The following is a 22,968-nucleotide window of genomic DNA, read 5'->3' as shown; positions in this document are numbered from 1 at the left end:
TCTTTTCGTTCGCGCTCACTCGCCCGCACTGCCGGTGTCGTTGACCAGTTCCTCGCGCGCCATGCGGCCCGTGAAGAGGCGCCACAGCGAGCCGACCAGCATCAGTGCCATGCCCACGCTGCTGACCAGCAGGCAGGCATAGACCAGGCCGATCGGCACGCCGGTGACCGGTGCGCGGTCGTCCATGCCGATCACCACCAGCTTCCAGCTGCCATGCGCGAGCAGCAGGCAGCAGACCAGCGCGCCGAGATCGGCCACGCCGCGGCAGAAACGCTGGCCGCGCTCGCCCAGCCGCGCGACGACGGTCGACATGCCCAGGTGCGCGTTGTCCTTCATCACCAGCAGCGCGCCGACCAGCGTGAGCCACATGAAGACGAAGCGCGAGGCTTCCTCCGAGAACACGATGCCGGAGTTGAAGGCGTAGCGCAGCACGACGTTGCCGAACACGAGCGCGACCATCACGGCCATCATCGCGATTATCAACACGTTGGCGCCGCGCTCGAAGAGGCGGGAAAGCATGGGGAGTCTCCTGTTGTAGTCGGTTCTTGCACCCGGCCGCTTCAGCGACCCGGGCCCGCCGGGTCGATGCGGTAGAAGCGCAGGGCGTTGCCGCGCCAGACCGCGTCGCGCGCCGCGTCGTCGAGGCCGTCCAGCCCCTCGGCCACCGCGCGCACCACCTCGGCCATGGGCGCGCGCAGGCCCGACACCGGCAGGTTGCTCGCGAACATGCAGCGCCCGGCGCCGAAGATCTCGACCGTCTCGCGCACCACGCGCACGTTGCTGTTGGCGCTCCAGGGCGCATCGGGCAGGCCGAATTCCGAGAGCTTGACCATCACTTCGGGCAGCGCCGCGAGCGCCTGCATGCCGCGCCGCCAGTGCGCGAGGCCGGATTCGCTGCGGTCCCAGGGCAGGCCCGCATGCTCGATCGCCACGCGCAGCCCCGGAAAGCGTGCGACCGCCTCCGCCGCTTCCTCCAGGTGCCAGTAGGGCACGCGCACGTCCCACAGCAGGCCGTTGTCGCGCAGGAGGCCCAGGCCCGCGCACCAGCGTTCGTCCTGCAGGGTGCCGGGCTCGCCACGCACGCGGTGGTCGGGGCCGCGCGAGATGCGCGGCTTGCAGCGCACGCCGCGCACCAGCGGCCATTCGGCCTGCGCGCGCATCTGCGCTTCGGCGTCGCTCGCGAGGAATTCGACGTTGGCCACCACGGCACTCGGAAAGCCGTGCTTCGCATGGACCGCATGCAGCCAGCGCGTCTCGGCCAGCGACTCGGCGCGCGAGCGCTCGGCCTCCACATGCACCGTGGCCACCACCGGCAGGCCCTCGGTGGCGGCGCGGTAGTCGGCCACGCCGAAGTCGCGCCGCAGCACCGCGTAGTCGCCGAGGAAGAAGGCCTCGGCGTCGTAGCCGTCCTGCAGCCAGGGGAAGTGCCCCTCGCCCAGGTGCCACAGATGGTGGTGCGCGTCGACGATGGCGGCGGGAAGCACGGCGCTCACGGCTGCGCGTCCATCGCCTTGAGCACCGCGTCGCCGTTCTTCTCGACGTACATCCTGCGGGTCTCCTCGCGCACCACCTGGCGGATGCTCGCGACGTCGGGCGTCTCGTTGATCTGCATGCCCTTGGCGCGCAGCTGGGCGATGGCGTCCTTCTCGCCGTCGTTGTTGAGCTTGCGCTGGAAGTTCGCGGCCGCCGCGGCCTCCTCGAGCATCGCCTTCTGGAACTCGGGCTTGAGCGCATCGAAGCGCGCCTTGTTCATGATCACCACCAGCGGCGTGTAGGCATGGCGCGTGAGCGAGAGGTACTTCTGCACCTCGTACATCTTCGACGACAGCATCAGCGTGGGCGGGTTCTCCTGCCCGTCGACCGCGCCCGACTCGAGCGCGCCGAACACCTCGGCGAAGGGCATCGGCTGCGGGTTCGCGCCCAGCAGCTGGAAGGCCTTGAGGTGCGAGGGATTGGGCGTGGTGCGGATCTTCAGGCCCTTGATGTCGGCCGCGCCGTTGATCGGCCGCTTGTTGTTGCCGAGGCTTCGAAAGCCGATCTCCCAGAAGGCCAGGCCCTTGATCTGGTGCGTGCCGAGTTCGTCGAGCAGCGAGCGGCCGACCGGGCCGTCGAGCGTGCGGTAGGCCTGCTGCGCATCGGCGAACTGGTAGGGCAGGTCGAGCGCATTGAGCTTGGGCGCGAGGCCGGTCACGAAGGGGTTGCCGGTGGCGCCGATGTCGATGGTGCCGCTGCGCACGCCGGTCACCAGCGTCACGTCGTTGCCGAGCTGGCTGTTGGCGAAGACCTGGATCTCCACCGCGCCGCCGGTGCGCTCCTTCACGCGCTTCGCGAACTCGAGCGCGGCCTTGTGCTGCGAATCGCTCTCGGGCACGGTGTGGCTGAAGCGCAGCTTGACCGGCGCCTGCGCGGCGGCGCCGCCGGCGCCGAGGCCGAGCAGCGCGGCCAGCAGCGCGCCGGCCAGGGACCTGAAATTCCTGTGCATGGTTGTCGTCTCCTGTCGTTGAAATTCGGGGAAGGCGCGCGCCTTCCGGGGCCGCCGCTCAGACCGTGACCTTGGCTTCCTTGACCACCTTGGCCCACTTGTCCTTCTCGGTGCCGATGAACTCGGCGAACTTCGCGGCGCTGCCGCCGCCGTCCTCGGCGCCGTAGCTCGCGAGCTTCTCCGCCACGTCGGGCAGGGCGAGCACGCGGTTGAAGTCCTCGTTCATGCGCTGCACCATCGCGGCGTTCATCTGCGCCGGCCCGACCAGGCCGTACCAGGTGCTGGCATCGAAGCCCGGGTAGCCGAGCTCGGCCACGGTGGGCACCTCGGGATGCGCCTTCGAGCGCCGCGGCCGCGTCTGCGCGATCGCCACCAGCTTGCCGCTGGCCACGTGCGGCGTGGCCGAGGTCATGGTCTCGAAGCTGTAGTCGATCTGGCCGCCGATCAGGTCGGTGAGCATCGGGCCCGAGCCGCGGTAGGGCACGTGCAGCGCATCGACGCCCGCGCGCAGCTTGAAGAGTTCGATCGCCAGGTGCTGCGAGGCGCCCGCGCCCGAGGAGCCGAAGGTCACGGTGCCCGGCTTGTCGCGGCACAGCGCCACCAGATCCTTGACCGTGCGCGCCGGCTTCGAGGGGTTGCAGATCAGCAGGTTCGGCGTGACGCCCACCAGCACCAGCGGCGTGAAGTCGCGCTCCACCACGTAGCCCAGCGTGGGGTAGAGCGCGGGCGCGATCGCATGGTTGCTGATGTTGGTCATCAGCAGCGTGGTGCCGTTGTTCGGCTGCTTGGCGACGTACTCGGCGGCGATCACGCCGCCCGCGCCGGCCTTGTTCTCGACCGTGACCGGCACGCCCCACAGCGTGGCGAGCTTCTGCGCCATCACGCGCGCCATCACGTCGGTGCCGCCGCCGGGCGGAAAGCCGACGACGATGCGCACGGGCGTGGTGGGCAGCGGCGCGGTCTGCGCGCGCACGGTGGCGAAGGGCAGGGCCGCGCTGGCGGCCAGTGTCGATGCGATGAAGCGGCGGCGTTGCATGGCGTTGTCTCCTTCGGTTCTTTTCGAGGCTTACATCGACTCGGCCAGCAGGGCCTGGTAGTCGGCCACGCTGGCTTCGCGCGGATTGGTCTTGTGGCAGTGGTCCTTGAGGGCGCCCTCGATCACGCGCGGGAACAGGTCGGGCGCGACGTCGAGCGCGGCCAGGCCCGTGGGCAGTCCGAGGCGCGCGCTCATGGCCGCGACGGCCGGCGCCACCTCGTCGCCGCTGCCCAGCCCCATGGCCTGCGCCATGCGCGCGAGGCGCTCGTCCTTGCGCATCGACTCGGCCTGCGCGTTGAAGCGGATCACGGCCGGCAGCAGGATCGCGTTGAGCGTGCCGTGGTGCAGGCGCGGCGCGATGCCGCCGAGCGAATGGCTCAGGCTGTGCACGCAGCCCAGACCCTTCTGGAACGCGAGCGCGCCCTGCATCGAGGCGCTCATCATGTTCAGGCGCGCCGCGCGGTCGCCGGGCGTGGCGGTGGCGCGTTCGATGTGGCGCCAGGCGCGCCGCAGGCCGTCGAGCGCGATGCCGTCGGCCGGCGGGTTGAAGGCCGGCGCCATGAAGGTCTCCATGCAGTGCGCGATCGCATCCATGCCGGTGGCGGCGGTCAGCACCGGCGGCAGGCCCAGCGTGAGTTCGGGATCGCACAGCGCGACGCGCGGCACCAGGTGCGGCGAGAGCACGCCGACCTTGCGGCCGTCGTCGAGGATCAGCACCGCGCCGCGGCCGACCTCGCTGCCGGTGCCGGCCGTGGTGGGCACGGCGATCACCGGCGCGGTGGCCGCGGTGATGCGGGCCACGCCGCCCTCGATGGCCGCGAAGGACTTCAGCGGCCCCTCGTGCGTGGCGCACACGGCCACGCCCTTGGCGAGGTCGATCGGCGAGCCGCCGCCGACCGCGACGATGCCGTCGCAGCGGTGCTCGGCATAGAGCGCCACGGCCGCGCGCATCGCGCACTCGGTGGGGTTGGAGGGCGTGCCGTCGAACACGACGAATTCGCGGCCCGCGCCGAGCTGCGCCGTCACGCGCTCGAGCACGCCCGCGGCGCGCACGCCGGCGTCGGTCACGACCAGCGGACGGCGGATGCCGAGGCGGTCGCACTCCTGCGCCAGCAGCTGCACGGCGCCGAAGTCGATCTGGATCTGGGTGATGTAGTGGATGAGCGCCATGCGCGGGTTCCTTGTCTCGGCGGTGGTCCGGGTGCCGGTGTCTCGCTCGAAGCGGCACCGGTCGTCGTGGGCCGCGAGTCTAGGAACGCGTGCCGGGAGCGGCAACGTGGATTTACTTGAAGTCCGGGCGAGAAAAATTCACAAGCCGCGGGCCCTGCGGGGCGCGAGTTTTTCTTGAAGACCGCCCCAGTTTTTTTCGTTTGGCCGCGCGCGGACCGCTCCCTAGACTTCGGCCCGTTCGCAACCCGCCCCCTACGAAAGAGACAAGCCGACATGACCTCGCTCATCCTGGTCGAGCGCGACGACCGCATCGCGACCGTGACCCTCAACAAGCCCGACAAGATGAACGCCATGGACCAGGTCATGTGGCAGGGCCTGGCCGATGCCTTCGCCGAGCTCTCGGCCGACGACGAGCTGCGCTGCGTGGTGCTGCGGGGCGCCGGCGGCAAGGCCTTCTCGGCCGGCGCCGACATCGAGGAGTTCCAGCGCAGCCGCGCCAACGCGGCGCAGGCCGCGGCCTATGCCGAGGTCACGCACCGCGCCATGCATGCGATCGCCACCAGCAAGCACCCCACGCTCGCGGTGATCGAGGGTGCCTGCGTGGGCGGCGGGCTCGAGATCGCCACCGTCTGCGACATGCGCATCTGCGGCAGCTCGAGCCGCTTCGGCGTGCCGGTCAACAAGCTCGGCCTGGTGATGTCGTACGGCGAGCTCGGCGGGCTGGTCGACCTGGTCGGCGGCGCGACCGCGCTCGAGATCGTGCTCGAGGGCCGCGTGTTCGATGCCAAGGAGGCCTTCGAGAAGCGCCTGGTGAACCGCGTGGTCGACGACGCCGCGGTGCTCGAACAGGGCTACGCGACCGCGCGGCGCATCGCCAATGGCGCGCCGCTGGTGGCGCGCTGGCACAAGAAGTTCGTGCGCCGGCTCGCGCAGCCCGCGCCGCTGTCGGCCGAGGAGAACGCCGAGGCCTACGCCTGCTTCGACACCGAGGACTTCCGCATCGGCTTCCAGGCCTTCCTGGCCAAGAGCAAGCCGGTCTTCACGGGCCGCTGAGCCCGCCACCCTCTTTTCAGATCCGGAGCCCCCGCGTGACCCTTCCCCTTTCCCGCATCAAGGTCCTCGACGTCAGCCAGATCATGGCCGGCCCTTTCTGCTGCATGCTGCTCGGCGACATGGGCGCGGACGTCATCAAGGTCGAGACGCCCGGCATCGGCGACCAGACCCGCCGCTCGATGGGCTTTCGCCTCAAGGGCGCCGACAGTGGCGGCTTCCTCGCGCTCAACCGCAACAAGCGCAGCATCGAGATCGACCTCAAGAATCCGGCCGGCCTCGAGGCCTTCTACGCGCTCGTGAAGGAGGCCGACGTGCTGGTCGAGAACAACCGCCCCGGCGTGGCGGCTCGGCTGAAGATCGACTACGAGACCCTGCGCCAGCTCAACCCGCGGCTGGTGTACGCGAGCATCTCGGGCTTCGGCCAGACCGGCCCCTGGGCCAAGCGCCCGGGCCTGGACCTGATCGCGCAGGCCATGACCGGCGTGATGAGCGTGATGGGCCATCCGGGCGAGCCGCCGGTGAAGTCGGCGATCCCGCTGGCCGACCTGGGCGCGGGCCTGTTCGCGGCCTACGGCATCCTCAGCGCGGTGATCGGCCGCGGCCTCACGGGCGAGGGCCAGTTCGTAGACGCCTCGCTGTTCGAGACCGCGCTGGGCCTGTCGGTGTGGGAATCGGCCGAGTACTGGGGCACGGGCCAGGTGCCCACGCCGATCGGCAGCGCCAACCGCATGAGCGCGCCCTACCAGGCGGTGCGCGCCTCCGACCGCCCCTTCGTCATCGGCGCGGCCAACCCCAAGCTCTGGACCGCGCTGTGCGGCGTGATCGGGCGCGAGGACCTGGTGCGCGACGCACGCTTCACCGACAACGTGCTGCGCATCCGCAACCGCGTCGTGCTGATCGAGGAACTCGAGCGCGAGTTCGCGCGCCGCACCGCCACCGAATGGGTCGACGCGCTGCTGGCCGCGGGCGTGCCGGCCGCGCCGATCTACGACTACGCCGAGGCCCTGGCGAGCGAACAGGCGGTGGCGCGCAACATGGTGCTGAAGATCCAGCACCCGGTGGAGGGCGAGACACGCGCCCTGGGCTTTCCGGTCAAACTCGGCGGCACGCCGCAGCAGGTGCGGCATCCGGCGCCGCTGCTGGGCCAGCACACCGAGCAGGTGCTCGGCGAGATCGGCATGACGGCCGAGGACATCGCGGCGCTGCGAAGCAGCGGCGCGTTCGGCGTGGCGCATGCCGCGGCCGACGCGACGGCGGACTGAGGCACACACAGAAAACAACGAGACGGAGACAAGACCATGCAAGAAAGCACCATCGACCTCTCGCGCCGCCGCTGGCTCGGCGCCATCCCCGCGCTCTCGGGGGCGCTGCTGCTCGCGCCCGGCTTCGCACGGGCGCAGGGCGGCGCCTATCCGCACAAGCCGATCGAGCTGGTCGTGCCCTGGCAGCCCGGCGGCGGCGCCGACGTGGTGGGCCGGGCCTTCGGCGCGGCGGTCGCCAAGTACCTGCCGCAGCCGGTGGTCGTGATCAACAAGCCCGGCGCCAGCGGCGTGCTCGGACTGGGCGACGTGGTCAATGCCAAGCCCGACGGCTACCGCATCGTGCTGTCGTCGACCGAGCTGACCTTTCTCAACCACCTGGGCCTGGCCAAGTTCTCGTACAAGGACCTGCGCCCGATCGCGCGGCTCAATGCCGACCCGGCCGCGGTGGTGGTGCGCGCCGACGCGCCCTACGCCACCCTCGAGCAGTTCCTCGAGGCCGCGCGCAAGGGCGACGCGAACATCCGCGTGGGCAATGCGGGCCACGGCTCGACCTGGCACATGGCGGCCGCCGCGCTGGCCGAGAAGACCGGCGCGAAGTTCAACCACATCCCCTATGCCGGCGGCGCGCCCGCGGTGCTGGCGCTGCTCGGCGGCCACATCGACGCGGTGACCGTGAGCACGGCCGAGGTGTCGAGCTACGTGGCCGCGGGCAAGCTCAAGGCGCTGGCCGTGATGGCCGACCGGCGCGTGGCCGACGGCTTCGAGAAGATCCCGACACTCAAGGAACGCAACATCGACCTGTCGATCGGCATCTGGCGCGGCCTGTCGGCGCCGCGCGGCACGCCCGACGACGTGATCGCGGTGCTCAAGGGCGCGGTCGCGAAGGCCGTGAAGGAACCCGCCTGGCTCGAGGCGCTGGCCAAGCTGCACTTCAGCACCGACACCTATGCCGACGATGCCGCGCTCGAGGCGGTGATGGCCAGGGAGAGCGAGTTCTTCAAGGCGCTCGCGGGCAAGATCAACCTCTCGAGCTGAGGCCGGGCACTCGGCCGAGAATCGCGCGATGGCTTTCGAATTCAGCGAACCCTTCGTCGACGCGCACCAGCATTTCTGGAACCTCGATGCGCATCCCTATCCCTGGCTGCAGGGCGAGACGGTGCCGAACTTCCGCTACGGCGACTATTCGGCGCTGAAGCGCAACTACCTGCCGGCCGATCTCGCGCGCGACACGCGCGGTTTCGCGCCGGCGCGCACGGTGCACATCGAGGCCGAATGGGAACGCGCAGACCCGGTGGCCGAGAGCCGCTGGCTCACCGGCCTCGCGGCCACCGAAGGCCGGCCCTCGGCGATCGTCGCGCATGCGGCGCTCGATCGTGGCGACGTGGCCGAGGTGCTCGCGGCGCAGGCCGCGTTCGCGCTGGTGCGCGGCATCCGCCACAAGCCGGTGACCGCCCCGACGGCCGCCGAGGCCGCGCGCGGCATGGCGGGCTCGATGGACGATGCGCGCTGGCGCGCGGGCTATGCGCTGCTCGAAACGCACGGGCTCTCGTTCGATTTGCAGGCCCCGTGGTGGAACCTCGACCAGGCCGCGCAGCTCGCGCGCGACTTTCCGCGCACGCTGCTGATCCTCAACCACGGCGGCCTGCCCGCCGACCGCAGCACCGAGGGCCTCGCGGGCTGGCGCCGCGCGCTCGAGCGTCTGGCCGATGCGCCGAACACCGCGATCAAGATCTCGGGCCTGGGCCAACGCGGCCTGCCATGGACCGAGGAAGCCAACGTGCCGCTGATGCGCGATGCGATCGCGATCTTCGGGGCGTCGCGCTGCATGTTCGCGAGCAACTTCCCGGTCGACAGGCTCGTGGCCAGCTACGAGACCCTCCTGCGCGGCTTCCTCGCGGCCATCGCCGGGCACTCCGACACGGAACGCCGGCAGCTGCTGCACGACAACGCCGTGCGGCTCTACAGGCTCTGAGCCGCGGCCTCGTCCTTCGCGCGCTCTTCGTGCACCCATGACACGAAGGCCGCGATGCGCGCATCGGCGGCGCGGTCCTGTGGATAGACCATGAAGTAGGAGAACTCCACCGGCAGCGTGACGTCGAAGGGCCGCACCAGCAGGCCGTCGGCCAGGTCCTTCATCACCCAGTTCTTCTTCACCAGCGCCACGCCGAGCCCGTCGACCGCCGCGGCGATCACCAGGTGGCTGGGCCAGAACGAGGGGCCGCGCGTCACGTCCACGTCGCTCACGCCCGCATGCTCGAGCCACATGCCCCAGTCGGGGTTGCTCACGTCGCTGTAGGTGCTGTTGTCGTGCAGCAGCACGTGGTGCCGGAGGTCGGCCGGCGTGCGCAGCGGATGCTCGCCCTGCATCAGCGCGGGGCTGCAGACCGGGAACACCTCGACCGGCAGGCACAGCTCGGAGTGCAGGCCTGGGTAGATGCCGCGGCCGTAGCGCACCGCCATGTCGAAGTCCTCGCGCGTGAAGTCGACCATGTGCTTGGAGGTCGAGATCTCGAGGTCGATGTCGGGGTAGGCCTGCATGAAGCGGCGCATGCGCGGGATCAGCCACTTGACCGCGAAGGTCGGCGGCAGATTGATCTTGAGCGAGGGCGTGCCCTGCGACTGGCGCAGCTGCTGCGTCGCGTACATCACCTGCTTGAAGGCTTCCTGGATGCCCGGCAGGTAGGCCTTGCCGGCCGCGGTGAGCGCGAGCGACTTGGTGTCGCGCACGAACAGCGCGATGCCGAGGTTCTCCTCGAGCGTCTTGATCTGGTGGCTCACGGCCGAGGGCGTGACGAAGAGCTCGTCGGCCGCGCGCGTGAAGCTCAGGTGCCGCGCCGCGACCTCGAAGGCACGCAGCGGATTGAGCGGGGGAATGGGGCGCGACATGGTGGACGGATTCCTTCGGGAGCGGGCACGGGGCGGGGGCGCGAGGCCTTCAATATTTTCTACGCAATGCTTCGAGAAAAACTCGTTTGCCGCGCCGCGCCGCGCTTCCTAGACTGCCCTTCGCACCGACGCACAGCCAGTCGGGACAACGTCAATTGACGCTCAACGCTTTCGGACCAAGCCCCATGAACCCAGAACTGCGCGCAGGCGCCCTCACCCGCCGCGAACTCGTGATCGACCGCCCGCGCACCGTCGACTTCCTCGGCGAGGACCTGCGCATCTATGCCACGCCCGAGCTGGTGCGCGACGTCGAGCAGACCTGCCTCGACTTCCTGCTCGATCACGTGGGCGCGGGCGAATCCTCGGTCGGCACCGCGATCGCGCTGAAGCACGTGGGCGCCACGCTGCTGGGCCAGCCGGTGCGCATCGAGGCGCGCGTGCGCGCGGTCGACGGCCGCGGCGTGGACTTCGAGTTCACGGTGCACGAAGGCGACAAGGAAGTCGCGAGCGGCACCCACGGCCGCTTCGTCGTCGACGTCGCGCGGCTGCGCGCCAAGGTGCACGCGGCCGTCGCCCAGGGCGCGAACGCCTCGTGAACGCCTGATCTTCCGCGGGCAATTGCCCGCGCCCCGTGCCGGACAGCGGCGCGCCAGCACTTTCGGTGCGGGCGTGCGGCTGTTCCTCACCCGTGCGGCGAACAAAGCCGAACCCGCAACCTGGTTGCATCTTCAAAAAGAAACGAGACAGACCGATGTTCAAGACCCTCGCCTCCGCCCTCCTCGCACTGGCCACCGCCTGTGCCTCGCTCGCCTTCAGCGCCTCGGCCAGCGCGCAGGACCTGACCGGCAAGGTCACGCGCACGCCCACCGGCTACCTGATGGTGCTGCGCAACGGGGACGACGTGCTCGCGCACCTCGAGCGCCTCGCCGTGGTCGAGCAGATACCGAGCGCCAGCATCGTGGGCATCGGCTTCATGCGCGAGGCCACCTTCGGCTTTTACGACTTCGCGAAGAAGGTCTTCAACCCGAAGACCTTCAAGGACGTGGAGCTCGCCAACCTCACGGGCTCGATCGCCTGGAAGGAAGGCAAGCCCTCGATCCATGCGCACGGCATCGTGACCGACGGCAGCTTCATCGGCGCGGGCGGCCACCTGCTGGGCCTGACGGTGGGCACGGGCTCGTGCGAGATCACGGTGATCCTGCATCCGCAGCGGCTCGAGCGCTTCGTCGACCCTGCCATCGGGGCGAATGTGCTGGGGTTGCATCCGGGCGCGAAGTAAACGCGAAACAGGCGCGCGACGGCAGGGGCTGGCGGGAGCCGAGGACGCGGCACCGTCACACGGCCTCCCGGTGCCAACACGAAGCCGCCAACGGAACGTGGAGGCGAGGCGTGCAACGCTGGAAACCAGGTTTCCACGCGCATGTGAGCGCCCGACCTCGCCAGCGGCGAATCCCTCGCCCCCCTTTCGACAGGTGTTCGGCATGCCGAACACCCGCGATCAGGTCGATCGGGGGTACGGCGCCAGTAGGCGACGCGCACCCGCCCTGTCCGAGCGCTCGCTTAAGCGAACTTCCCTTTCTCGGGCAAGCGGCGATGCGCGGCGAGGCAAGCCAGCACGCTCGAGATCACGAAGACGAGCGCGAGCGTCTCGAACACGCTCGGCAGCCTGCGCTCCCATGCGAGGCCATAGACGAGCGCGAAAACGGTCTCAAAAAGAATCATCTGCCCGACCACCGTGAGGGGGAGCAGGCGACTCATCCGGTTCCACAGGGCATTGCCTGCGATGGAAGCAACCAGGGCCAGAGTCAGCGACACCAAGGCAAATCGCACCCACTGATGCGCGTCGTAGTGCGTCGTCGCCAGGAGCAGGGCCAGTGGCAGTAGAACCAGACTCTGCGCGCCTGTGACGATCCCCGTCAACAGGCTCCAGTCGTGTCCAGAGACACCGTGCACCCGCTTCAGGGCGCGCGCATTGCCCACCGCAAACGCTGTCCAGGACGCCAGCGCCCCCACGGCACACACAAGCCCGAGCCCGCCTGACCCGGACGCCGCCGCGTTCGAAGTAGCCAAAGCCTCCCAACCGATACAAAGCGTGCCGGCGCCACTCAGCAGGAGCGAAGGCACGAGCGCCTTGAAAGGCGCCGCGCCGGTGTCGCGACTACCGATGACGGTCACGGCCACCGGAAGGAACCCGATCACCAGCGAGGTCATGGCGATGCCTCCCATCTGCACCGCGCCCGACAACAAGATGTAGTAAACGATGTTCCCAGTCAGGGCGAGCCAGGACAAGGTGAACCAGTGCGATCGCGACAAGTTCGTCGTCACCTGCCGCCAGCGCGGCGCAAGCATCAGCGCGGCGAGGACGCCATAGCACAAGTATCGACCGATGCTCAATTGCAGCGGATCGAAGTCCTTGACCAAGGCCGGTGCCAGAAAAACCAGACCCCACAGTGCGCCGGCACCCGCGCCGCAGGCCACCCCCAGGAGGGGGTGGGAGGGGGCCGCGCCGACAGGCCGTGCGTTGGAGATGGAGGTCATCCGCGCACTTTATATTCGCCGCCCTGATTAAATCACCCGAAAATCACCACCCGGACGCACTTTTCACTCGACATGGCACCCAAGCCCTCGGCCACCGAATTCGCGCTCGACCGCCAGGACCGCGAGATCCTGCGCATCCTGCAACGTGACAACAAGACACCGCAGCGGGTGATCGCCGAGGAGGTCCATCTGTCCGCGGCAGCCGTGCAGCGGCGCATCGCGGCGATGGAAGCGGCGGGCGTGATCATAAGAAACGTGGCGATCGTCGACCCGGAGGCGGTGTCGGCCACCATCACGTCCATCGTCGAGGTACAACTCGTCGACGAGCGAGCGTCGACGGTGGATCGCGCCAAAGCGCTTTTTCGAGACACGCCCGAAGTCCAACAATGCTTCTACGTGACGGGTGGCGTCAGCTGTGTGCTCATCATCGTCGCACCCAACATGCGCAGTTACGAAGGTCTCACGCGGCGCTTGTTTGCGCAGAACGAGGCCGTCAAGAGTTTTCGCTCGCTCGTGGCGCTCGATCGCGTGAAGACCGACACATCGATCGTGATTCCCTGAGCAAAGAGAGACCGCATACGATCGCATTGGCCCGCGGCCGCCAGCGAATCACGAGGGCGGCCGCACCGGCGGGACAGCTAGCCCAGCTCCGCCAAAAGGGCGCGGGCACGGGCCAAGCACCCATCTTGCGCGCGGGACGCGGGCACGTCGGCGCCACCAGCTGCAACGATCTCCTGCAGCAGCGTGCGCATGCGCGGCGCCGCACACATCAGACGCACGACTTGCTCGAAGGTGAGGAGCCGGCCATCAGGCCCCGCGGCCAGGGCGGGACGGTGAACTTCCCCAAGATTGCGCCCCTGCGCATCGAAAACCAGGGCCCAGTGACGATCGACGCTGAGCGCGTAACGCCACACGATCGAAGCCTGCGGTTCGCGCGGACCGCCGGCACCAGGCGCGCCGCCTGCGACGGCGGGGGGTGGGGAGAATGGCGTACGGGGATCGGAGCTGTCCATGGGGAGTCTGCCTTTCTGTGAGGTGACGGGCCGGCTCCCGCGGAGCCGCCTCGACGCCATGACGGCGAGGACCGCGCGGGCGCCAGGGCCCGCCCGCAAGCCGCAGCCCGCAGCAAAGCGCAGGGACCGGGTGAGGACGGGGGCGCAGCCGCACCCTGGCGCCCGCAAGGCCCGCAGCCAGGCGTCGGAAAGAGGCGGTCCCGGGAACGGCCTGACCACCAGGCAGCGACCCAAGGGCGGCGCCGGACACCCCGGTGAGCCCCCCAGACCGTCCTTCCAAAGACGCAAGAGGCAGCGCCCCTCGCACGAAAGAAGGAAAGAATGAATGAACAAGAGAAGGGAAGAAGCACAAACAAGTGCCGGCAGCCCAGCTGCCGGCACAGGCCGGCCGCTCAGGCCTCGATCCGGCCCGCCAGGCGCGCCGCGACTGCATAGGCACTGAGCGGGCGCGTCGCCTGGAATCCCACGTCCTGCTCGATCGGCAGGCGCAACGGCCCCCTCAGGCAAGCCAGCGTGTCAAGACTCACGCATCCCAACTCGGGATAGCCCTGACCCAAATCGCACAAGCCGAAGGCGATCGTCGGATCGTCGGGATCGATCTCGCTCAGCAACCACGTCGCGCCGGCATCCGGCGTGAAGAGCTTGACCACCGGTGACGGATCGAAGAGTTCGTCGCGCGCCTCAAATTCGCGCGATGCGCGGCCATTCGCGACAAGTCGCCGAACCTGTTCGTCGCTCAAAAAGAAGTACGAGAAAGTCATGTGACGCTCCAAGAAAAGGGCGGGATTGCCCAGGACCGTCACGGTCACGCCGAAGCGCAGCGGTCAAGGCTCGAAGACGGCCGCAGGCCGCCAGCGCGCAGAGCGCGCGCAGGCCTTGACAGCGAGAACGGCGTGGCACGCTCACGGTCATGCGAGCCAGCCCCGCCACATCACCACGCCTCTCAAGCACGAGGCGAAGCGAGTCGTGCGCTCCACACAACAAGACCCGCGGGCCCAAAGCCCGCGCTGACCAGTAACCCGCGCACAGCGCGCTGGCCACCGCCCAAAAAAAAAGCGCCACCGCGATACGCCCCCCCACGCCATTTCGTGCCCTGCCAGCACGAGGCGAAGCGAGTCGTGCGCTCCACACAACAACACCCGCGGGCCCAGAGCCCGCGCTGACCAGTAACCCGCGCACAGCGCGCTGGCCACCGCCCAAAAAAAACGCGCCACCGCGACACGCCCTCCCCCACGCCATGTCGTGCCCTGCCAGCACGAGGCGAAGCGAGTCGTGCGCTCCACACAACAACACCCGCGGGCCCAAGCCCGCGCTGACCAGCGACCCGCGCACAGCGCGCTGGCCACCCCCTTAAAAAAACCAGCCACCGCCGCTGCGCACGACGCTGGTGGAAGCGGATTGCTGCAGCGACATGCCATCGCTCGTTGTTCGCGAGGTCATGCATCCGCGCGGTCCGTCATGCGTCAGAACACGAGCTCAGGCAAAAAAGCCTGCCGCCCGCACATTCACGGGCGACAGGCTCAGGCGCGCTCTGCGCGGGCTGGATGCTCGGTATCAATCCAGCCGGCTAGGCCTCATGGTCCGGTTGGTCACGACCAGCGTCCGAGACCGGATCGCCATCCGGCCCAGCCCGGTTCAGGGCTTCTTCTCCCCCATCGTTCTTCTCTTGCTCGGCTTGCGCGTCCTCGCAGGCGCGCGACGTACCGGCAACCAGCGGCCGCAACGGAACAGGCAGCCAACGCGTGCCTTCGAGCTTGGCTGCGCAATAGTCCGCGGCCTCGGACTTCTTCATGGCGGCGACTTCCTTGGTGCAGTCGATGCCACTGGCTTCCCTGACCGCCTCTACCGCCTTGGCCTTGCTCACGTTGTGCAGGTAGTTCGCAGCACTTGGCGTCCACCAGTCGGCCATGTCCAGGCCGAGCGCCTCGGCGATTGCATCGCTCTGGTTGCGCCGGCGTTCACGGCCCTGGATCGCATCGATGCTGCGCGCCGTGCAATAGGCCAGCAGCTGCAGCAAGGTCTGACGCTCCTGCGAAAGCAGCCAACGGAAGGTCGCGGCCGGATCACGAGGCAGGCGCTCGCCCCAATCGCTCGCGGCGCGCTCCAGCAGCGCGGCGGCGGGTGTATGGACGTAGTCGCTCGCATGCTCGGCGAGCGCGAGGTCTCCTGTTGGCCGCACCGTCACCCTCACGATGTCATTGCCCCGGTCATAGAGATCGAACACCGTCTCGACCATGCGGTGCACCAGCGTCGCGAGTGCCACGTCGACGTCCTGCGTGAGCGCGGCCTGCAAGGCGGCGGTGCGATGGGCCGTGAGGTCGCGCATCAGCTTCTCGCTGAAGACGGCGCGTCGTTTGCCGGCCTCGGCCGCCTCACCGCTCTCGCTGCCCCGCTCTGCCTTGCTGACCAACCCGTCGCCGTCTTCGGTGCCAGCGCCGCAGGCTCCATCATGGGCGGGCTCGCGCCGAAGCAGCCCACGATGCACGACGAGCGTTCCGTCGCTGTCGATGCGCAGCATCGCACCACACCGTCCCATCTGCTCGGGCGTCCAGACCCGCAGCGAGGCGCGCGCCGCATCGATCCGGTCGTCGAGGTCACTCAACAGACCCGACAGCCGCACTTCCTCGGCCTCGTAGGCGTCATCGCCATCGCCATCGAACTGCAGTGACTTCGCCTCGTTCTGATCGTAGGCCGCGTCGAGCCGCTCGCGCTCGGTCTCCAGCGCGGCCAACATGCCAGCCTCCGCGTCGCTGGGTGCACGTTCGGACGGCGCCTGCTGCCCATAGGCGCGCAAAGCCAGCCGATCTGCATCGATCAAGCCTTCGACCCACGCCCAGCCCTCGGCGCGCACCTCTTCGGCCGCCGCTTGCAGCTTCTCCGTGGCGAGCTGGCGCAGCAGCCCCGGTGCCTCCAGATAGATGCCCGAGCGGCCGCTATCGTCATTGGCGAACAGGTCGCGCCGGACCTTGCCACCTCGTGCCTCGTAGGTCTCGACGCCCACGAAGCGCGCGAGTTGGCTTTCCGCGGTGGCTGCGCCTTCGGTCAGGAGGCGTCGGATGGTCCAGGCGTCCCGTCGATAAGTGGGCAGGCCGTCCCACACGGCCTCCTGGGCCTTGTGGTTGTCGGTCAGTGCCAGCGCGTGCAGCATGTCCGACGCGATGCTCCCTTCCCGGTACATCGCGAGGAAGCGTGGCGCAAGCCGGGCGAGCTTGAGACGGCGCTCGACGGTCAGCGGTGCCACGCCGAAGCGCACAGCGATCTGGGCCACGCTCTGGCCCGCTTCGACCCGCGCCAGAAAGGCCTCGGCCTCGTCGGCTGGGTGCATCGCTTCGCGCCCCGAGTTCTCCGCCAGCGAAATCTCCACCGCTTGCGCGTTGTCGTACAGCCGGCACTCCACGGGCCTGGCAGCCGACCATCGCCCGTAGCTGGCGAGCTTGTGCAATGCCAGCAGACGTCGCCCCCCGGCGATGACGCCGAACCGACCATCGGCCAGGGCGACCACGGCAAGGCGATGCAACAGGCCCTGCGCATCGATGAGCGCGGCGAGTTCCTCCACGCCACCCGCGCTGCGGACCTTGCGGACATTGGCGTCGTCGAGCACCAGTTGATGCAGCGGCACGTCGATGTCGCGCGCCGGCGCGGCGGCAATGGCACCGGACTCGTTCGCAACCGGTTTCTCGTGGGTGGGATTTTGCGGCGGGGCAGCCTTCGAAGGCTGCGCCTGGGTCGTGTCGCCGGCGTGCTTGGGCCTTTCAACCCGCGGCGCCTTCGTGGCGGCACCATCGCTGGCAGCGGCGGGCGCCACCTTGGCCCGGTCGGTGGCGGTGCTCGCAGTGGTATCCGCAGGGGTCCGTGCAGTCGCTCTGGCAGTCATGTGCGTTTCCTTTCGATCGCTTCAGTGCGTGAATCAGTGAATGAATGGATGGATGGATGCATGGACGAAGCCCTGCCGGATTCCTAGATTCAGAGCCCCTCGTGAAAGGGTTCCGGATCGCATCGGCCGAGCTGCCGAGCCTGGCCGCCGTCTTCCTGAGTTCTTCGCCCGGTGACACAGCGCGCACGCTCGGACGGGAGAGCAAGGGGGAAGCATTCGTAACGCGCAGCGTTATGAACACCCCCTTGCAGGCGCAGCCGGTCGCCCGGCCGCGCGGGTGCACGGTCGCCGAGAAGGTGAAGCACTCAGGAAGACGGCAGCCCCCAGACGCCGGGCCGGGGCGCACCGGAACCGCCGCGCGGCGAGCGCCCCCACCTGCCGCAGAAAGGTCTGATCGAGGATCTGGGGCCGCAGGCCCCGCGCCAGGGATGCGCAAGGCGGCTGCAAGCCGTCCCCGCAGGGGATGAGCGCAAAGGCGCGAACCTGGAGCAGCCCGACAGCAGCGAAGCCGCTGGGGCGCCCTGCATGACTTCACCCATGGCGCTGGCGTTCTCGCTGCAACACCGATCGCATCCGGCGCCAGCAACCCGCGAGCGCTTTGTCCACCGAACGCCGGCACAACACGGTACACACGACAACGCGACACACACGCCCAGCGCAGGCGCAAACTAGCCAACCCACATGTCGGCACCTCAAAAGGGAGAAGCAAGAACCCGCCTGCTGTTGGCAGTTGCAGTTGCTGAGCTCGAGCTATTTAAAGATCGACAGCCTGCGCGGTACCTTTTATCGGCTAGGACACCGTCGAACGCAAGGTGCCTGAGCCCGGTCTACCCGCGGAGCGAACTACATGAGTTCTTCCAACGAGGCCGCGACCGAGGACTGTCGGAGCATGTACCGGCTGTACCCTTGAAGCCATCGCGGTCCGGGGCTCTGGACGGTCGGGCAAGGCTTCGCTGACGTTTTGACGTTCAGGCATCTTGCACTTGTCAAAGGCCAGCTGATCCGCGCTATTCGCTATTCGCGAATAGGGAATGCCATACAAAATGGATCTCAAACCGCAAGGCTTTATTGTATTGCTCAAGGGGGGTGGCATTTCGATGCCGAGGTTTGTACTTTCCGGGGGTGAATGCGTGATCCGAGAAACAGTGACGACGACTCGATTTTCGACTTCTTCGACGGCTGTGATGATGACGCAAGGTCGATTCTTAACTCCCTCCGTCTGCCCTTTTTTTTTTCGTGATTCCACAAGTAGGCAAACGAGACGACGAGACCTACCTCGGGTTTCGGAAAAGTCATGCACTTAGTCGCGCAGCAGTGCGTTCAAGGCATCGTGACTTGAATCCATAGCGCTGCTTGACAGCGCCTGAATCGCTTCAGCTGGCAGGTCTTGGACCTCATATGACTTTGTCGCGCGGGCCTTCAGGCGTTCGAACTCGTCGAACTCCTTTCTCGAAATAAAGTACCCAGTCACGCGGTTATGGCTAGTGACTGCCACAGATTCAGCTTGAACCATCTCGCGGTAGTGGCCGAAATTCTTCGCGAACTCGCTTGCGGAAACAGTAATCATGAGGAAATCTCCGTAGAAGCACCATTTTCGTGAATTACGTAAAACGTCAAGTTCCTTCCAAGGGGTAGTCGCTTGGTGATAGCAAGCTCCCGCAGACAGCGCGCTTTTTGAACGAAGTCAGAGCGCGCCGCCCGCGGCGGGGCAGGTAGCCAGTCGGCCATGCAAAACCCTGCCACCCCGCATGAGCACTGGGTTTCTGCGGCTGCAGTTTGGTGTGAGATCCCCTGAAAATCAACGCACCTCGATATGATTTCTTCCGGCAGCCGATGGCCGAGATGATCGATGCACGCCACCGCTGGTGATGCTGGCCAGCCAGTTGCCCTGGGCGCAGATGGAGACCGCGCTGGTACCGGAGTTTGCCCGCCAGGTATGCGAAGGCCGGACCGTTGCGCAGGGCGATTTGTCAGGCCCCAGCGTGCGGGTCGCCAGCGCAGTTGCTGCCGCCGCCGGGCGCCCGCAACTTCCCCTGCGTCGGTGGGCCAGCCTGATGCACTTCAAGCATGCCTACCACCTCAGCGACGAGGAATTGGTGCAGCGCTGGCCCGAGAACATCGTCGGGCAGCACTTCAGCGGCATGCGGTTCTACGAGTGCGTCTGCCGTGCGATGCCACGCAGCGCGGGTCCTTCCGATTGGCCATCGGCGAGGCTGGCGTGGAGGAATTGCTCTAGGCCACCATCGACCCGGCTGTCACCAGCAACGCCATCGAGCCGGCCAAGTTCTAGCGGCCGATCGTTGACACCACGGCGCAGAAGAAAACGATAGCTCACCGGTGACTCGCGTCTGCTGGAGATCGCCCGCCACAAGGCGGTAGCTTTGGCCGAGCACGCGGGTATTGCCTTGAAGCAGGTGCGCATCTTCCCGCGCCCAGTGATCGCGCGCCCGGAGCGCTCCCGCCTTCTTCTCCGCGCGGCTGCTTGCGATTCTCTCGAGCGCGGCCTCCCAAGGCCCGAAGTCCTTCGGCAATTGGCCGGCGCCGGACACCTTGTGAAGGTGCTCGCCGTCGGCCCCGCCTTCCAGACGTGGTCGAAGTAGAGCGCGCCCAGGGTGGTTTCTGCGTTCCGGTGCTCCGTGAAGGCCTTCTGCGCTTGGGAGATCCGGGCGGTCAGCCGCCTCGCACTCCGGGTATGCCGTCAATCAGCTCGTGCAAAGACGCGCTGCGCGATGTCGTCAACAGTGTCGAAGCTCGGGCTCAGCCTGCCCTGTGGGGATGCATGAGCGCGGCGGCCATGATCGGCTTGGCCCATCGCGGCACCTGGTCCAGCGCAACGTGGCCAACGACCTGCCCGTTTTCCATATGCAACAGCAACCGGGGTTGCGGTTTGCGTCCTGCCTTGGGATCGCCTTCGGCGCTGTTGTCGTAGACCCGCAAGCTCGCCAGCAGCGGCAACAACCGGATCAGGTTGGAGCGGCTTGTCTCATAGCGTTCTCGGATCTTTGCTTCCGGGATGTCATGGCCACCGGCAGCGACCCGACCCTGCACGCGCGCAACATGAAGTTCGGGCGAGGAAAGTCCGGCGTACCAAAGATGCACCTGGGCGCCCTGGCGCGCCCCGTCGGCGAGCATCTGAGGGATTGTCCTCGCGCCCAGGGTTGTCTCGAAGGCAAAGTTGAATCCCTGCGCCAGGGCTCGCTCCAGACCCTTGCGTCCGAACTCCCAGGCCCGGGCGTTGGCCTCCTCGGCCGTCAGGCCCGGATTGGCATCCAGCACCACGCGGGCTGCCAAGTCGGGGTTGAAGTAGTCGACCTTTTTCTGGAGCAACGCGGCGCCGCCCACACTGCTCTTGCCGGCGCCGTTGACGCCCGCCAGCACAAAGATCCTTGCCGGCATCAGCCGCGCGAAGCAGGCGCGGCCGGGGCAGCCGGGGCAGCCGCAGCGACCGCCGCCTCACCCAGCGCCGAAGAATTCATGGCAAATGCATCGTCCATCGCGCGTGCAGCCGCCTCGCCCTGCATGCGCGCAAACATGTCGTCGAAGCGGTGCGTGAGGGCCTCGAGGTCCGGCTCCGACGCCTGCTCCATCTGCAGGTAGCGCTCCACCGACATCAGCACCATGGCGGGCTTCTCGTGGCGCGTGATCACCACCGCGCCGCGCGCCATCACCGTGCTGGCGACCGCCTGCATGCCCGAGGCCAGCTTCGTCGCAGAAAACGACGGCAGATCGCGCGCCAAGCGCTCGATGTCGGAGGAGCCGACGGTCGCGGAAACGGCAGCCATGGAAGATCCTTCAAAACCAGAGTTTCTATATTTTACCCATTTTATGGGTTTTGGGTAAAACACCTCCTACCATACCTCACCGGTGGATCAGGAGCGAGCGAGCACCACGCACCATCGCACCATCCAAACTGCCGCAGGCGCTTCGGCCCAAGCTGGCATCGGGGAGCCACAATCCCCCGATGACCATGCGCATCCAGCCGCCCTCGCCTATCACCTCGCAGTTCGCCAACCACCCGTGGGCGCCTGCGCTGGCAGCGGACGGCTACACGGACATCTGCGAGCGCGAAGGCCAGTTATGCGGCATTCGCCGATTCAACTTCACCACCGCCGTGGTCGTCGGCGTAGACCCGGTCGGCTATCACCGCCGCTACTGCTACGAACATGCACACGAGGCGCGCCAAGCACTGGCCGCCTGGGATGGCAAGGGGCATCCTGGCGGCCCCTGGATCAAGTGCAAGGGTGCTGGCATCGAACTGTTGAATCCTGCTCTGACCTGCTGAGCGCTCAAGTCGGCGTGAGCATTCGCGCCAGGCGAGCAATGCTTCGCGCAAACAATACACCGCGCGTAGCGCTATCTGCGCCCAAGGTTGCGCACCGACGCATGCGCACACCCTCCATCGCCTCAGCGACGGCGACGCTGCCGCTCAACCCAAAGCGTTGCGCCCAGCATGCACCACCAAAATGGTCAGGCTTCAGACCGCCGTCTCCGGGCGACAACGGCTGGTCGGCTCTCTCGGAAGATCTGCGCTCTCATAAAACAACACCCAAACAGATCGCGCTGCTACGCGCGCGTGGCCGGAGCACGCTTGCCGCGGGACAGAACTGCAAATTCACTGAAGATCCATGCAATGGCCGTTGGGACCTTGCGCGCGTCGATGCTCTGGCTTTCCTGGCCCAAGTAGATTCTCAGCTCTTGAGCGGGTCCACCTCCCGTGCGATCACTCGGATGAATGCGAAGTGCTTTACGCGCAGCGACTTGCAAGGTATGGCGAAATCCTTGATTGAGCTTCATGCGTTCCAGGGGTCCAACACTTTCAGCCCTCGCATGCTGACGAAATCGCTGGTGTTGCGGGTGACCACAGTGAAACCGTGCGAAAGCGCAGTGGCGGCGATCATCGAATCGCGTCGAGCTCTTGGATCGGGGACATGCATGGGCGCGCACAACAGCGCCTCACGCTCGCCGAAAGCTAGGATCCGCCCAGCGAATGCCTTATGGACGGCCGTGGCCCACCGACGCAGCGCTTGTCCCTGGGGCGGTGAACGGCGCTCCAGGCGCACAATGCCTTCCTCCTGTTCGAGAATGGTGATGGCCGAAAGGAAAAACTGGTTCTGTGGAACTGTTCCAGCCCAGCGCCGGACCTCTTCTGATTGGCCGAGCTTTCCTGGACGCAGTTCGGCCAGCACATTGGAGTCGAGCAGGTACACCCTTAGACCTCGGGGCGCAGCTGGATGGCCGTCGGAGTGATCTCGAAGTCTTCGACTTCCGACGTATCGGGCATGCTGTCCATCAGCTCAAGCAGCGAAACCGTACTATCGCCGTCGCCTCGGGAGAGCGCTCGATAGTCGCCGATGTTGAGGAGCACGAAGGCAGGTTCGCCGTGGTCGGTGATAAAGAGCGGACCTTCCTTGGCCAGGTGCTTCGCGCTGCTGACGTTGTGGCCGAACTCGCGGCTCGTGATCACGTGGGGGGCATTCATTTCCATCTCTCCTGAAACCTATAGGGCCGTTGTTTCCAGGTCTTCAACACCTGATAGTCGCATTCCTGCAGCACAGTCCGAACGTCTTCGGCCGCCTACAGCGCGTGCTCACCCGATTCAGCATGAACGCGGTCGCCATCGAGCATGCAGAAATACCAGCCAAAAGGCACGCCCA

24 protein-coding genes and 1 pseudogene are annotated in these 22,968 nt (G+C 67.5%); 9 read left to right on the top strand and 16 right to left on the bottom strand.

Going from position 1 to position 22,968, the window contains the following annotated elements:
* Window positions 1-15: 15 nt before the first annotated feature.
* The 5 genes from INQ48_37320 to INQ48_37300 are packed head-to-tail and all read right to left on the bottom strand — an operon-like array spanning window position 16 to window position 4,688.
* Window positions 16-519: a TRAP transporter small permease gene (locus tag INQ48_37320; protein QRF61068.1), complete on the bottom strand. Its 504-nt coding sequence runs from the start codon at window positions 517-519 to the stop codon at window positions 16-18.
* Window positions 520-560: 41 nt separating this feature from the next.
* Window positions 561-1,493 (bottom strand): amidohydrolase family protein, encoded by a 933-nt coding sequence (locus INQ48_37315; GenBank protein QRF61067.1) that lies wholly within the window; start codon window positions 1,491-1,493, stop codon window positions 561-563.
* Complete coding sequence (locus INQ48_37310; protein ID QRF61066.1) at window positions 1,490-2,482, bottom strand: TRAP transporter substrate-binding protein; 993 nt, start codon at window positions 2,480-2,482, stop codon at window positions 1,490-1,492. The genes INQ48_37315 and INQ48_37310 overlap by 4 nt, the downstream gene beginning before the upstream one ends.
* 58 nt (window positions 2,483-2,540) lie before the next feature.
* Window positions 2,541-3,518, bottom strand: coding sequence for a tripartite tricarboxylate transporter substrate binding protein (locus INQ48_37305; protein ID QRF61065.1), 978 nt, complete (start codon window positions 3,516-3,518; stop codon window positions 2,541-2,543).
* 30 nt (window positions 3,519-3,548) lie between these two features.
* Window positions 3,549-4,688 carry an iron-containing alcohol dehydrogenase gene (locus INQ48_37300; GenBank protein QRF61064.1) on the bottom strand — a complete coding sequence of 380 codons (1,140 nt, stop codon included), beginning with the start codon at window positions 4,686-4,688 and terminating at the stop codon, window positions 3,549-3,551.
* A 273-nt stretch (window positions 4,689-4,961) separates the two neighbouring features.
* Here INQ48_37300 and INQ48_37295 point away from each other — a divergent pair, with 273 nt between their 5' ends.
* From INQ48_37295 to INQ48_37280, 4 genes are read left to right on the top strand one after another with little or no spacing between them, the layout of a single operon-like run.
* Window positions 4,962-5,741 carry an enoyl-CoA hydratase/isomerase family protein gene (locus tag INQ48_37295; protein QRF61063.1) on the top strand — a complete coding sequence of 260 codons (780 nt, stop codon included), beginning with the start codon at window positions 4,962-4,964 and terminating at the stop codon, window positions 5,739-5,741.
* A gap of 35 nt (window positions 5,742-5,776) precedes the next feature.
* On the top strand, window positions 5,777-7,003 hold the full coding sequence (locus tag INQ48_37290) for a CoA transferase (GenBank protein QRF61062.1): 1,227 nt from the start codon (window positions 5,777-5,779) through the stop codon (window positions 7,001-7,003).
* 36 nt (window positions 7,004-7,039) lie between these two features.
* On the top strand, window positions 7,040-8,038 hold the full coding sequence (locus INQ48_37285) for a tripartite tricarboxylate transporter substrate binding protein (protein QRF61061.1): 999 nt from the start codon (window positions 7,040-7,042) through the stop codon (window positions 8,036-8,038).
* A gap of 28 nt (window positions 8,039-8,066) precedes the next feature.
* Window positions 8,067-8,975: an amidohydrolase family protein gene (locus INQ48_37280; GenBank protein ID QRF61060.1), complete on the top strand. Its 909-nt coding sequence runs from the start codon at window positions 8,067-8,069 to the stop codon at window positions 8,973-8,975.
* On the opposite strand, the gene INQ48_37275 is transcribed toward INQ48_37280, so the two are convergent.
* A complete protein-coding gene (locus INQ48_37275; protein ID QRF61059.1) occupies window positions 8,963-9,889 on the bottom strand; it encodes a transcriptional regulator GcvA in 927 nt (308 codons plus the stop codon). The two genes, INQ48_37280 and INQ48_37275, sit on opposite strands and share 13 nt — an antisense overlap.
* 185 nt (window positions 9,890-10,074) lie before the next feature.
* On the opposite strand from INQ48_37275, the gene INQ48_37270 reads away from it, so the two are divergent.
* Together INQ48_37270 and INQ48_37265 are read left to right on the top strand one after the other, a co-directional pair.
* Window positions 10,075-10,485, top strand: a complete 411-nt coding sequence (locus INQ48_37270) for a LysR family transcriptional regulator (protein QRF61058.1) — start codon at window positions 10,075-10,077, stop codon at window positions 10,483-10,485.
* Between the two features lie 155 nt (window positions 10,486-10,640).
* Window positions 10,641-11,168, top strand: coding sequence for a DNA-binding protein (locus INQ48_37265; protein ID QRF61057.1), 528 nt, complete (start codon window positions 10,641-10,643; stop codon window positions 11,166-11,168).
* Between the two features lie 281 nt (window positions 11,169-11,449).
* On the opposite strand, the gene INQ48_37260 is transcribed toward INQ48_37265, so the two are convergent.
* Window positions 11,450-12,427 carry a DMT family transporter gene (locus INQ48_37260; GenBank protein QRF61056.1) on the bottom strand — a complete coding sequence of 326 codons (978 nt, stop codon included), beginning with the start codon at window positions 12,425-12,427 and terminating at the stop codon, window positions 11,450-11,452.
* Window positions 12,428-12,499: 72 nt separating this feature from the next.
* On the opposite strand from INQ48_37260, the gene INQ48_37255 reads away from it, so the two are divergent.
* Window positions 12,500-12,988 carry an Lrp/AsnC family transcriptional regulator gene (locus tag INQ48_37255; protein ID QRF61055.1) on the top strand — a complete coding sequence of 163 codons (489 nt, stop codon included), beginning with the start codon at window positions 12,500-12,502 and terminating at the stop codon, window positions 12,986-12,988.
* Between the two features lie 77 nt (window positions 12,989-13,065).
* Here INQ48_37255 and INQ48_37250 read toward each other — a convergent pair whose 3' ends face one another.
* From INQ48_37250 to INQ48_37235, 4 genes are all read right to left on the bottom strand, one after another.
* Window positions 13,066-13,440, bottom strand: coding sequence for a hypothetical protein (locus INQ48_37250; GenBank protein QRF61054.1), 375 nt, complete (start codon window positions 13,438-13,440; stop codon window positions 13,066-13,068).
* Between the two features lie 392 nt (window positions 13,441-13,832).
* Window positions 13,833-14,201: a DUF2958 domain-containing protein gene (locus INQ48_37245; GenBank protein ID QRF61053.1), complete on the bottom strand. Its 369-nt coding sequence runs from the start codon at window positions 14,199-14,201 to the stop codon at window positions 13,833-13,835.
* A gap of 806 nt (window positions 14,202-15,007) precedes the next feature.
* Window positions 15,008-17,314, bottom strand: a complete 2,307-nt coding sequence (locus INQ48_37240; GenBank protein ID QRF61052.1) for a ParB N-terminal domain-containing protein — start codon at window positions 17,312-17,314, stop codon at window positions 15,008-15,010.
* A 1,300-nt stretch (window positions 17,315-18,614) separates the two neighbouring features.
* Window positions 18,615-18,881: a type II toxin-antitoxin system Phd/YefM family antitoxin gene (locus INQ48_37235; GenBank protein QRF61051.1), complete on the bottom strand. Its 267-nt coding sequence runs from the start codon at window positions 18,879-18,881 to the stop codon at window positions 18,615-18,617.
* Between the two features lie 266 nt (window positions 18,882-19,147).
* Here INQ48_37235 and INQ48_37230 point away from each other — a divergent pair.
* Window positions 19,148-19,728, top strand: a pseudogene (locus tag INQ48_37230) (transposase).
* A gap of 343 nt (window positions 19,729-20,071) precedes the next feature.
* Here INQ48_37230 and INQ48_37225 read toward each other — a convergent pair.
* Entirely contained in the window at window positions 20,072-20,710 is a 639-nt protein-coding gene (locus tag INQ48_37225) for a zeta toxin family protein (GenBank protein ID QRF61050.1), read from the bottom strand.
* Window positions 20,710-21,096 (bottom strand): hypothetical protein, encoded by a 387-nt coding sequence (locus INQ48_37220; protein ID QRF61049.1) that lies wholly within the window; start codon window positions 21,094-21,096, stop codon window positions 20,710-20,712. Before INQ48_37220 ends, INQ48_37225 begins: the two co-directional genes overlap by 1 nt.
* A gap of 179 nt (window positions 21,097-21,275) precedes the next feature.
* Here INQ48_37220 and INQ48_37215 point away from each other — a divergent pair, with 179 nt between their 5' ends.
* Window positions 21,276-21,596: a hypothetical protein gene (locus tag INQ48_37215; GenBank protein QRF61048.1), complete on the top strand. Its 321-nt coding sequence runs from the start codon at window positions 21,276-21,278 to the stop codon at window positions 21,594-21,596.
* Window positions 21,597-21,877: 281 nt separating this feature from the next.
* On the opposite strand, the gene INQ48_37210 is transcribed toward INQ48_37215, so the two are convergent.
* The 3 genes from INQ48_37210 to INQ48_37200 are packed head-to-tail and all read right to left on the bottom strand — an operon-like array spanning window position 21,878 to window position 22,793.
* Entirely contained in the window at window positions 21,878-22,108 is a 231-nt protein-coding gene (locus tag INQ48_37210; GenBank protein ID QRF61047.1) for a hypothetical protein, read from the bottom strand.
* Entirely contained in the window at window positions 22,105-22,521 is a 417-nt protein-coding gene (locus INQ48_37205; GenBank protein QRF61046.1) for a type II toxin-antitoxin system VapC family toxin, read from the bottom strand. The genes INQ48_37210 and INQ48_37205 overlap by 4 nt, the downstream gene beginning before the upstream one ends.
* Window positions 22,522-22,523: 2 nt before the next feature.
* Window positions 22,524-22,793 carry a type II toxin-antitoxin system Phd/YefM family antitoxin gene (locus INQ48_37200; protein ID QRF61045.1) on the bottom strand — a complete coding sequence of 90 codons (270 nt, stop codon included), beginning with the start codon at window positions 22,791-22,793 and terminating at the stop codon, window positions 22,524-22,526.
* Window positions 22,794-22,968: the final 175 nt, after the last annotated feature.

Source organism: Variovorax paradoxus (assembly GCA_016806145.1).
Classification (GTDB): Bacteria; Pseudomonadota; Gammaproteobacteria; order Burkholderiales; family Burkholderiaceae_C; genus Variovorax.
The sequence above is the reverse complement of the archived record's forward strand: the minus strand, read 5'-3'. Positions and strand labels throughout refer to the sequence as shown.

Excerpts from the sequence above, each read along its gene's own strand:
- INQ48_37320 (QRF61068.1), bottom strand. The coding sequence starts at position 519 with ATGCTTTCCCGCCTCTTCGAGCGCGGCGCCAACGTGTTGATAATCGCG.
- INQ48_37310 (QRF61066.1), bottom strand. The coding sequence starts at position 2,482 with ATGCACAGGAATTTCAGGTCCCTGGCCGGCGCGCTGCTGGCCGCGCTG.
- INQ48_37305 (QRF61065.1), bottom strand. The coding sequence starts at position 3,518 with ATGCAACGCCGCCGCTTCATCGCATCGACACTGGCCGCCAGCGCGGCC.
- INQ48_37300 (QRF61064.1), bottom strand. The coding sequence starts at position 4,688 with ATGGCGCTCATCCACTACATCACCCAGATCCAGATCGACTTCGGCGCC.
- INQ48_37295 (QRF61063.1), top strand. The coding sequence starts at position 4,962 with ATGACCTCGCTCATCCTGGTCGAGCGCGACGACCGCATCGCGACCGTG.
- INQ48_37285 (QRF61061.1), top strand. The coding sequence starts at position 7,040 with ATGCAAGAAAGCACCATCGACCTCTCGCGCCGCCGCTGGCTCGGCGCC.
- INQ48_37280 (QRF61060.1), top strand. The coding sequence starts at position 8,067 with ATGGCTTTCGAATTCAGCGAACCCTTCGTCGACGCGCACCAGCATTTC.
- INQ48_37275 (QRF61059.1), bottom strand. The coding sequence starts at position 9,889 with ATGTCGCGCCCCATTCCCCCGCTCAATCCGCTGCGTGCCTTCGAGGTC.
- INQ48_37270 (QRF61058.1), top strand. The coding sequence starts at position 10,075 with ATGAACCCAGAACTGCGCGCAGGCGCCCTCACCCGCCGCGAACTCGTG.
- INQ48_37265 (QRF61057.1), top strand. The coding sequence starts at position 10,641 with ATGTTCAAGACCCTCGCCTCCGCCCTCCTCGCACTGGCCACCGCCTGT.
- INQ48_37260 (QRF61056.1), bottom strand. The coding sequence starts at position 12,427 with ATGACCTCCATCTCCAACGCACGGCCTGTCGGCGCGGCCCCCTCCCAC.
- INQ48_37255 (QRF61055.1), top strand. The coding sequence starts at position 12,500 with ATGGCACCCAAGCCCTCGGCCACCGAATTCGCGCTCGACCGCCAGGAC.
- INQ48_37250 (QRF61054.1), bottom strand. The coding sequence starts at position 13,440 with ATGGACAGCTCCGATCCCCGTACGCCATTCTCCCCACCCCCCGCCGTC.
- INQ48_37245 (QRF61053.1), bottom strand. The coding sequence starts at position 14,201 with ATGACTTTCTCGTACTTCTTTTTGAGCGACGAACAGGTTCGGCGACTT.
- INQ48_37240 (QRF61052.1), bottom strand. The coding sequence starts at position 17,314 with ATGACTGCCAGAGCGACTGCACGGACCCCTGCGGATACCACTGCGAGC.
- INQ48_37235 (QRF61051.1), bottom strand. The coding sequence starts at position 18,881 with ATGATTACTGTTTCCGCAAGCGAGTTCGCGAAGAATTTCGGCCACTAC.
- INQ48_37225 (QRF61050.1), bottom strand. The coding sequence starts at position 20,710 with ATGCCGGCAAGGATCTTTGTGCTGGCGGGCGTCAACGGCGCCGGCAAG.
- INQ48_37220 (QRF61049.1), bottom strand. The coding sequence starts at position 21,096 with ATGGCTGCCGTTTCCGCGACCGTCGGCTCCTCCGACATCGAGCGCTTG.
- INQ48_37215 (QRF61048.1), top strand. The coding sequence starts at position 21,276 with ATGACCATGCGCATCCAGCCGCCCTCGCCTATCACCTCGCAGTTCGCC.
- INQ48_37210 (QRF61047.1), bottom strand. The coding sequence starts at position 22,108 with ATGAAGCTCAATCAAGGATTTCGCCATACCTTGCAAGTCGCTGCGCGT.
- INQ48_37200 (QRF61045.1), bottom strand. The coding sequence starts at position 22,793 with ATGAATGCCCCCCACGTGATCACGAGCCGCGAGTTCGGCCACAACGTC.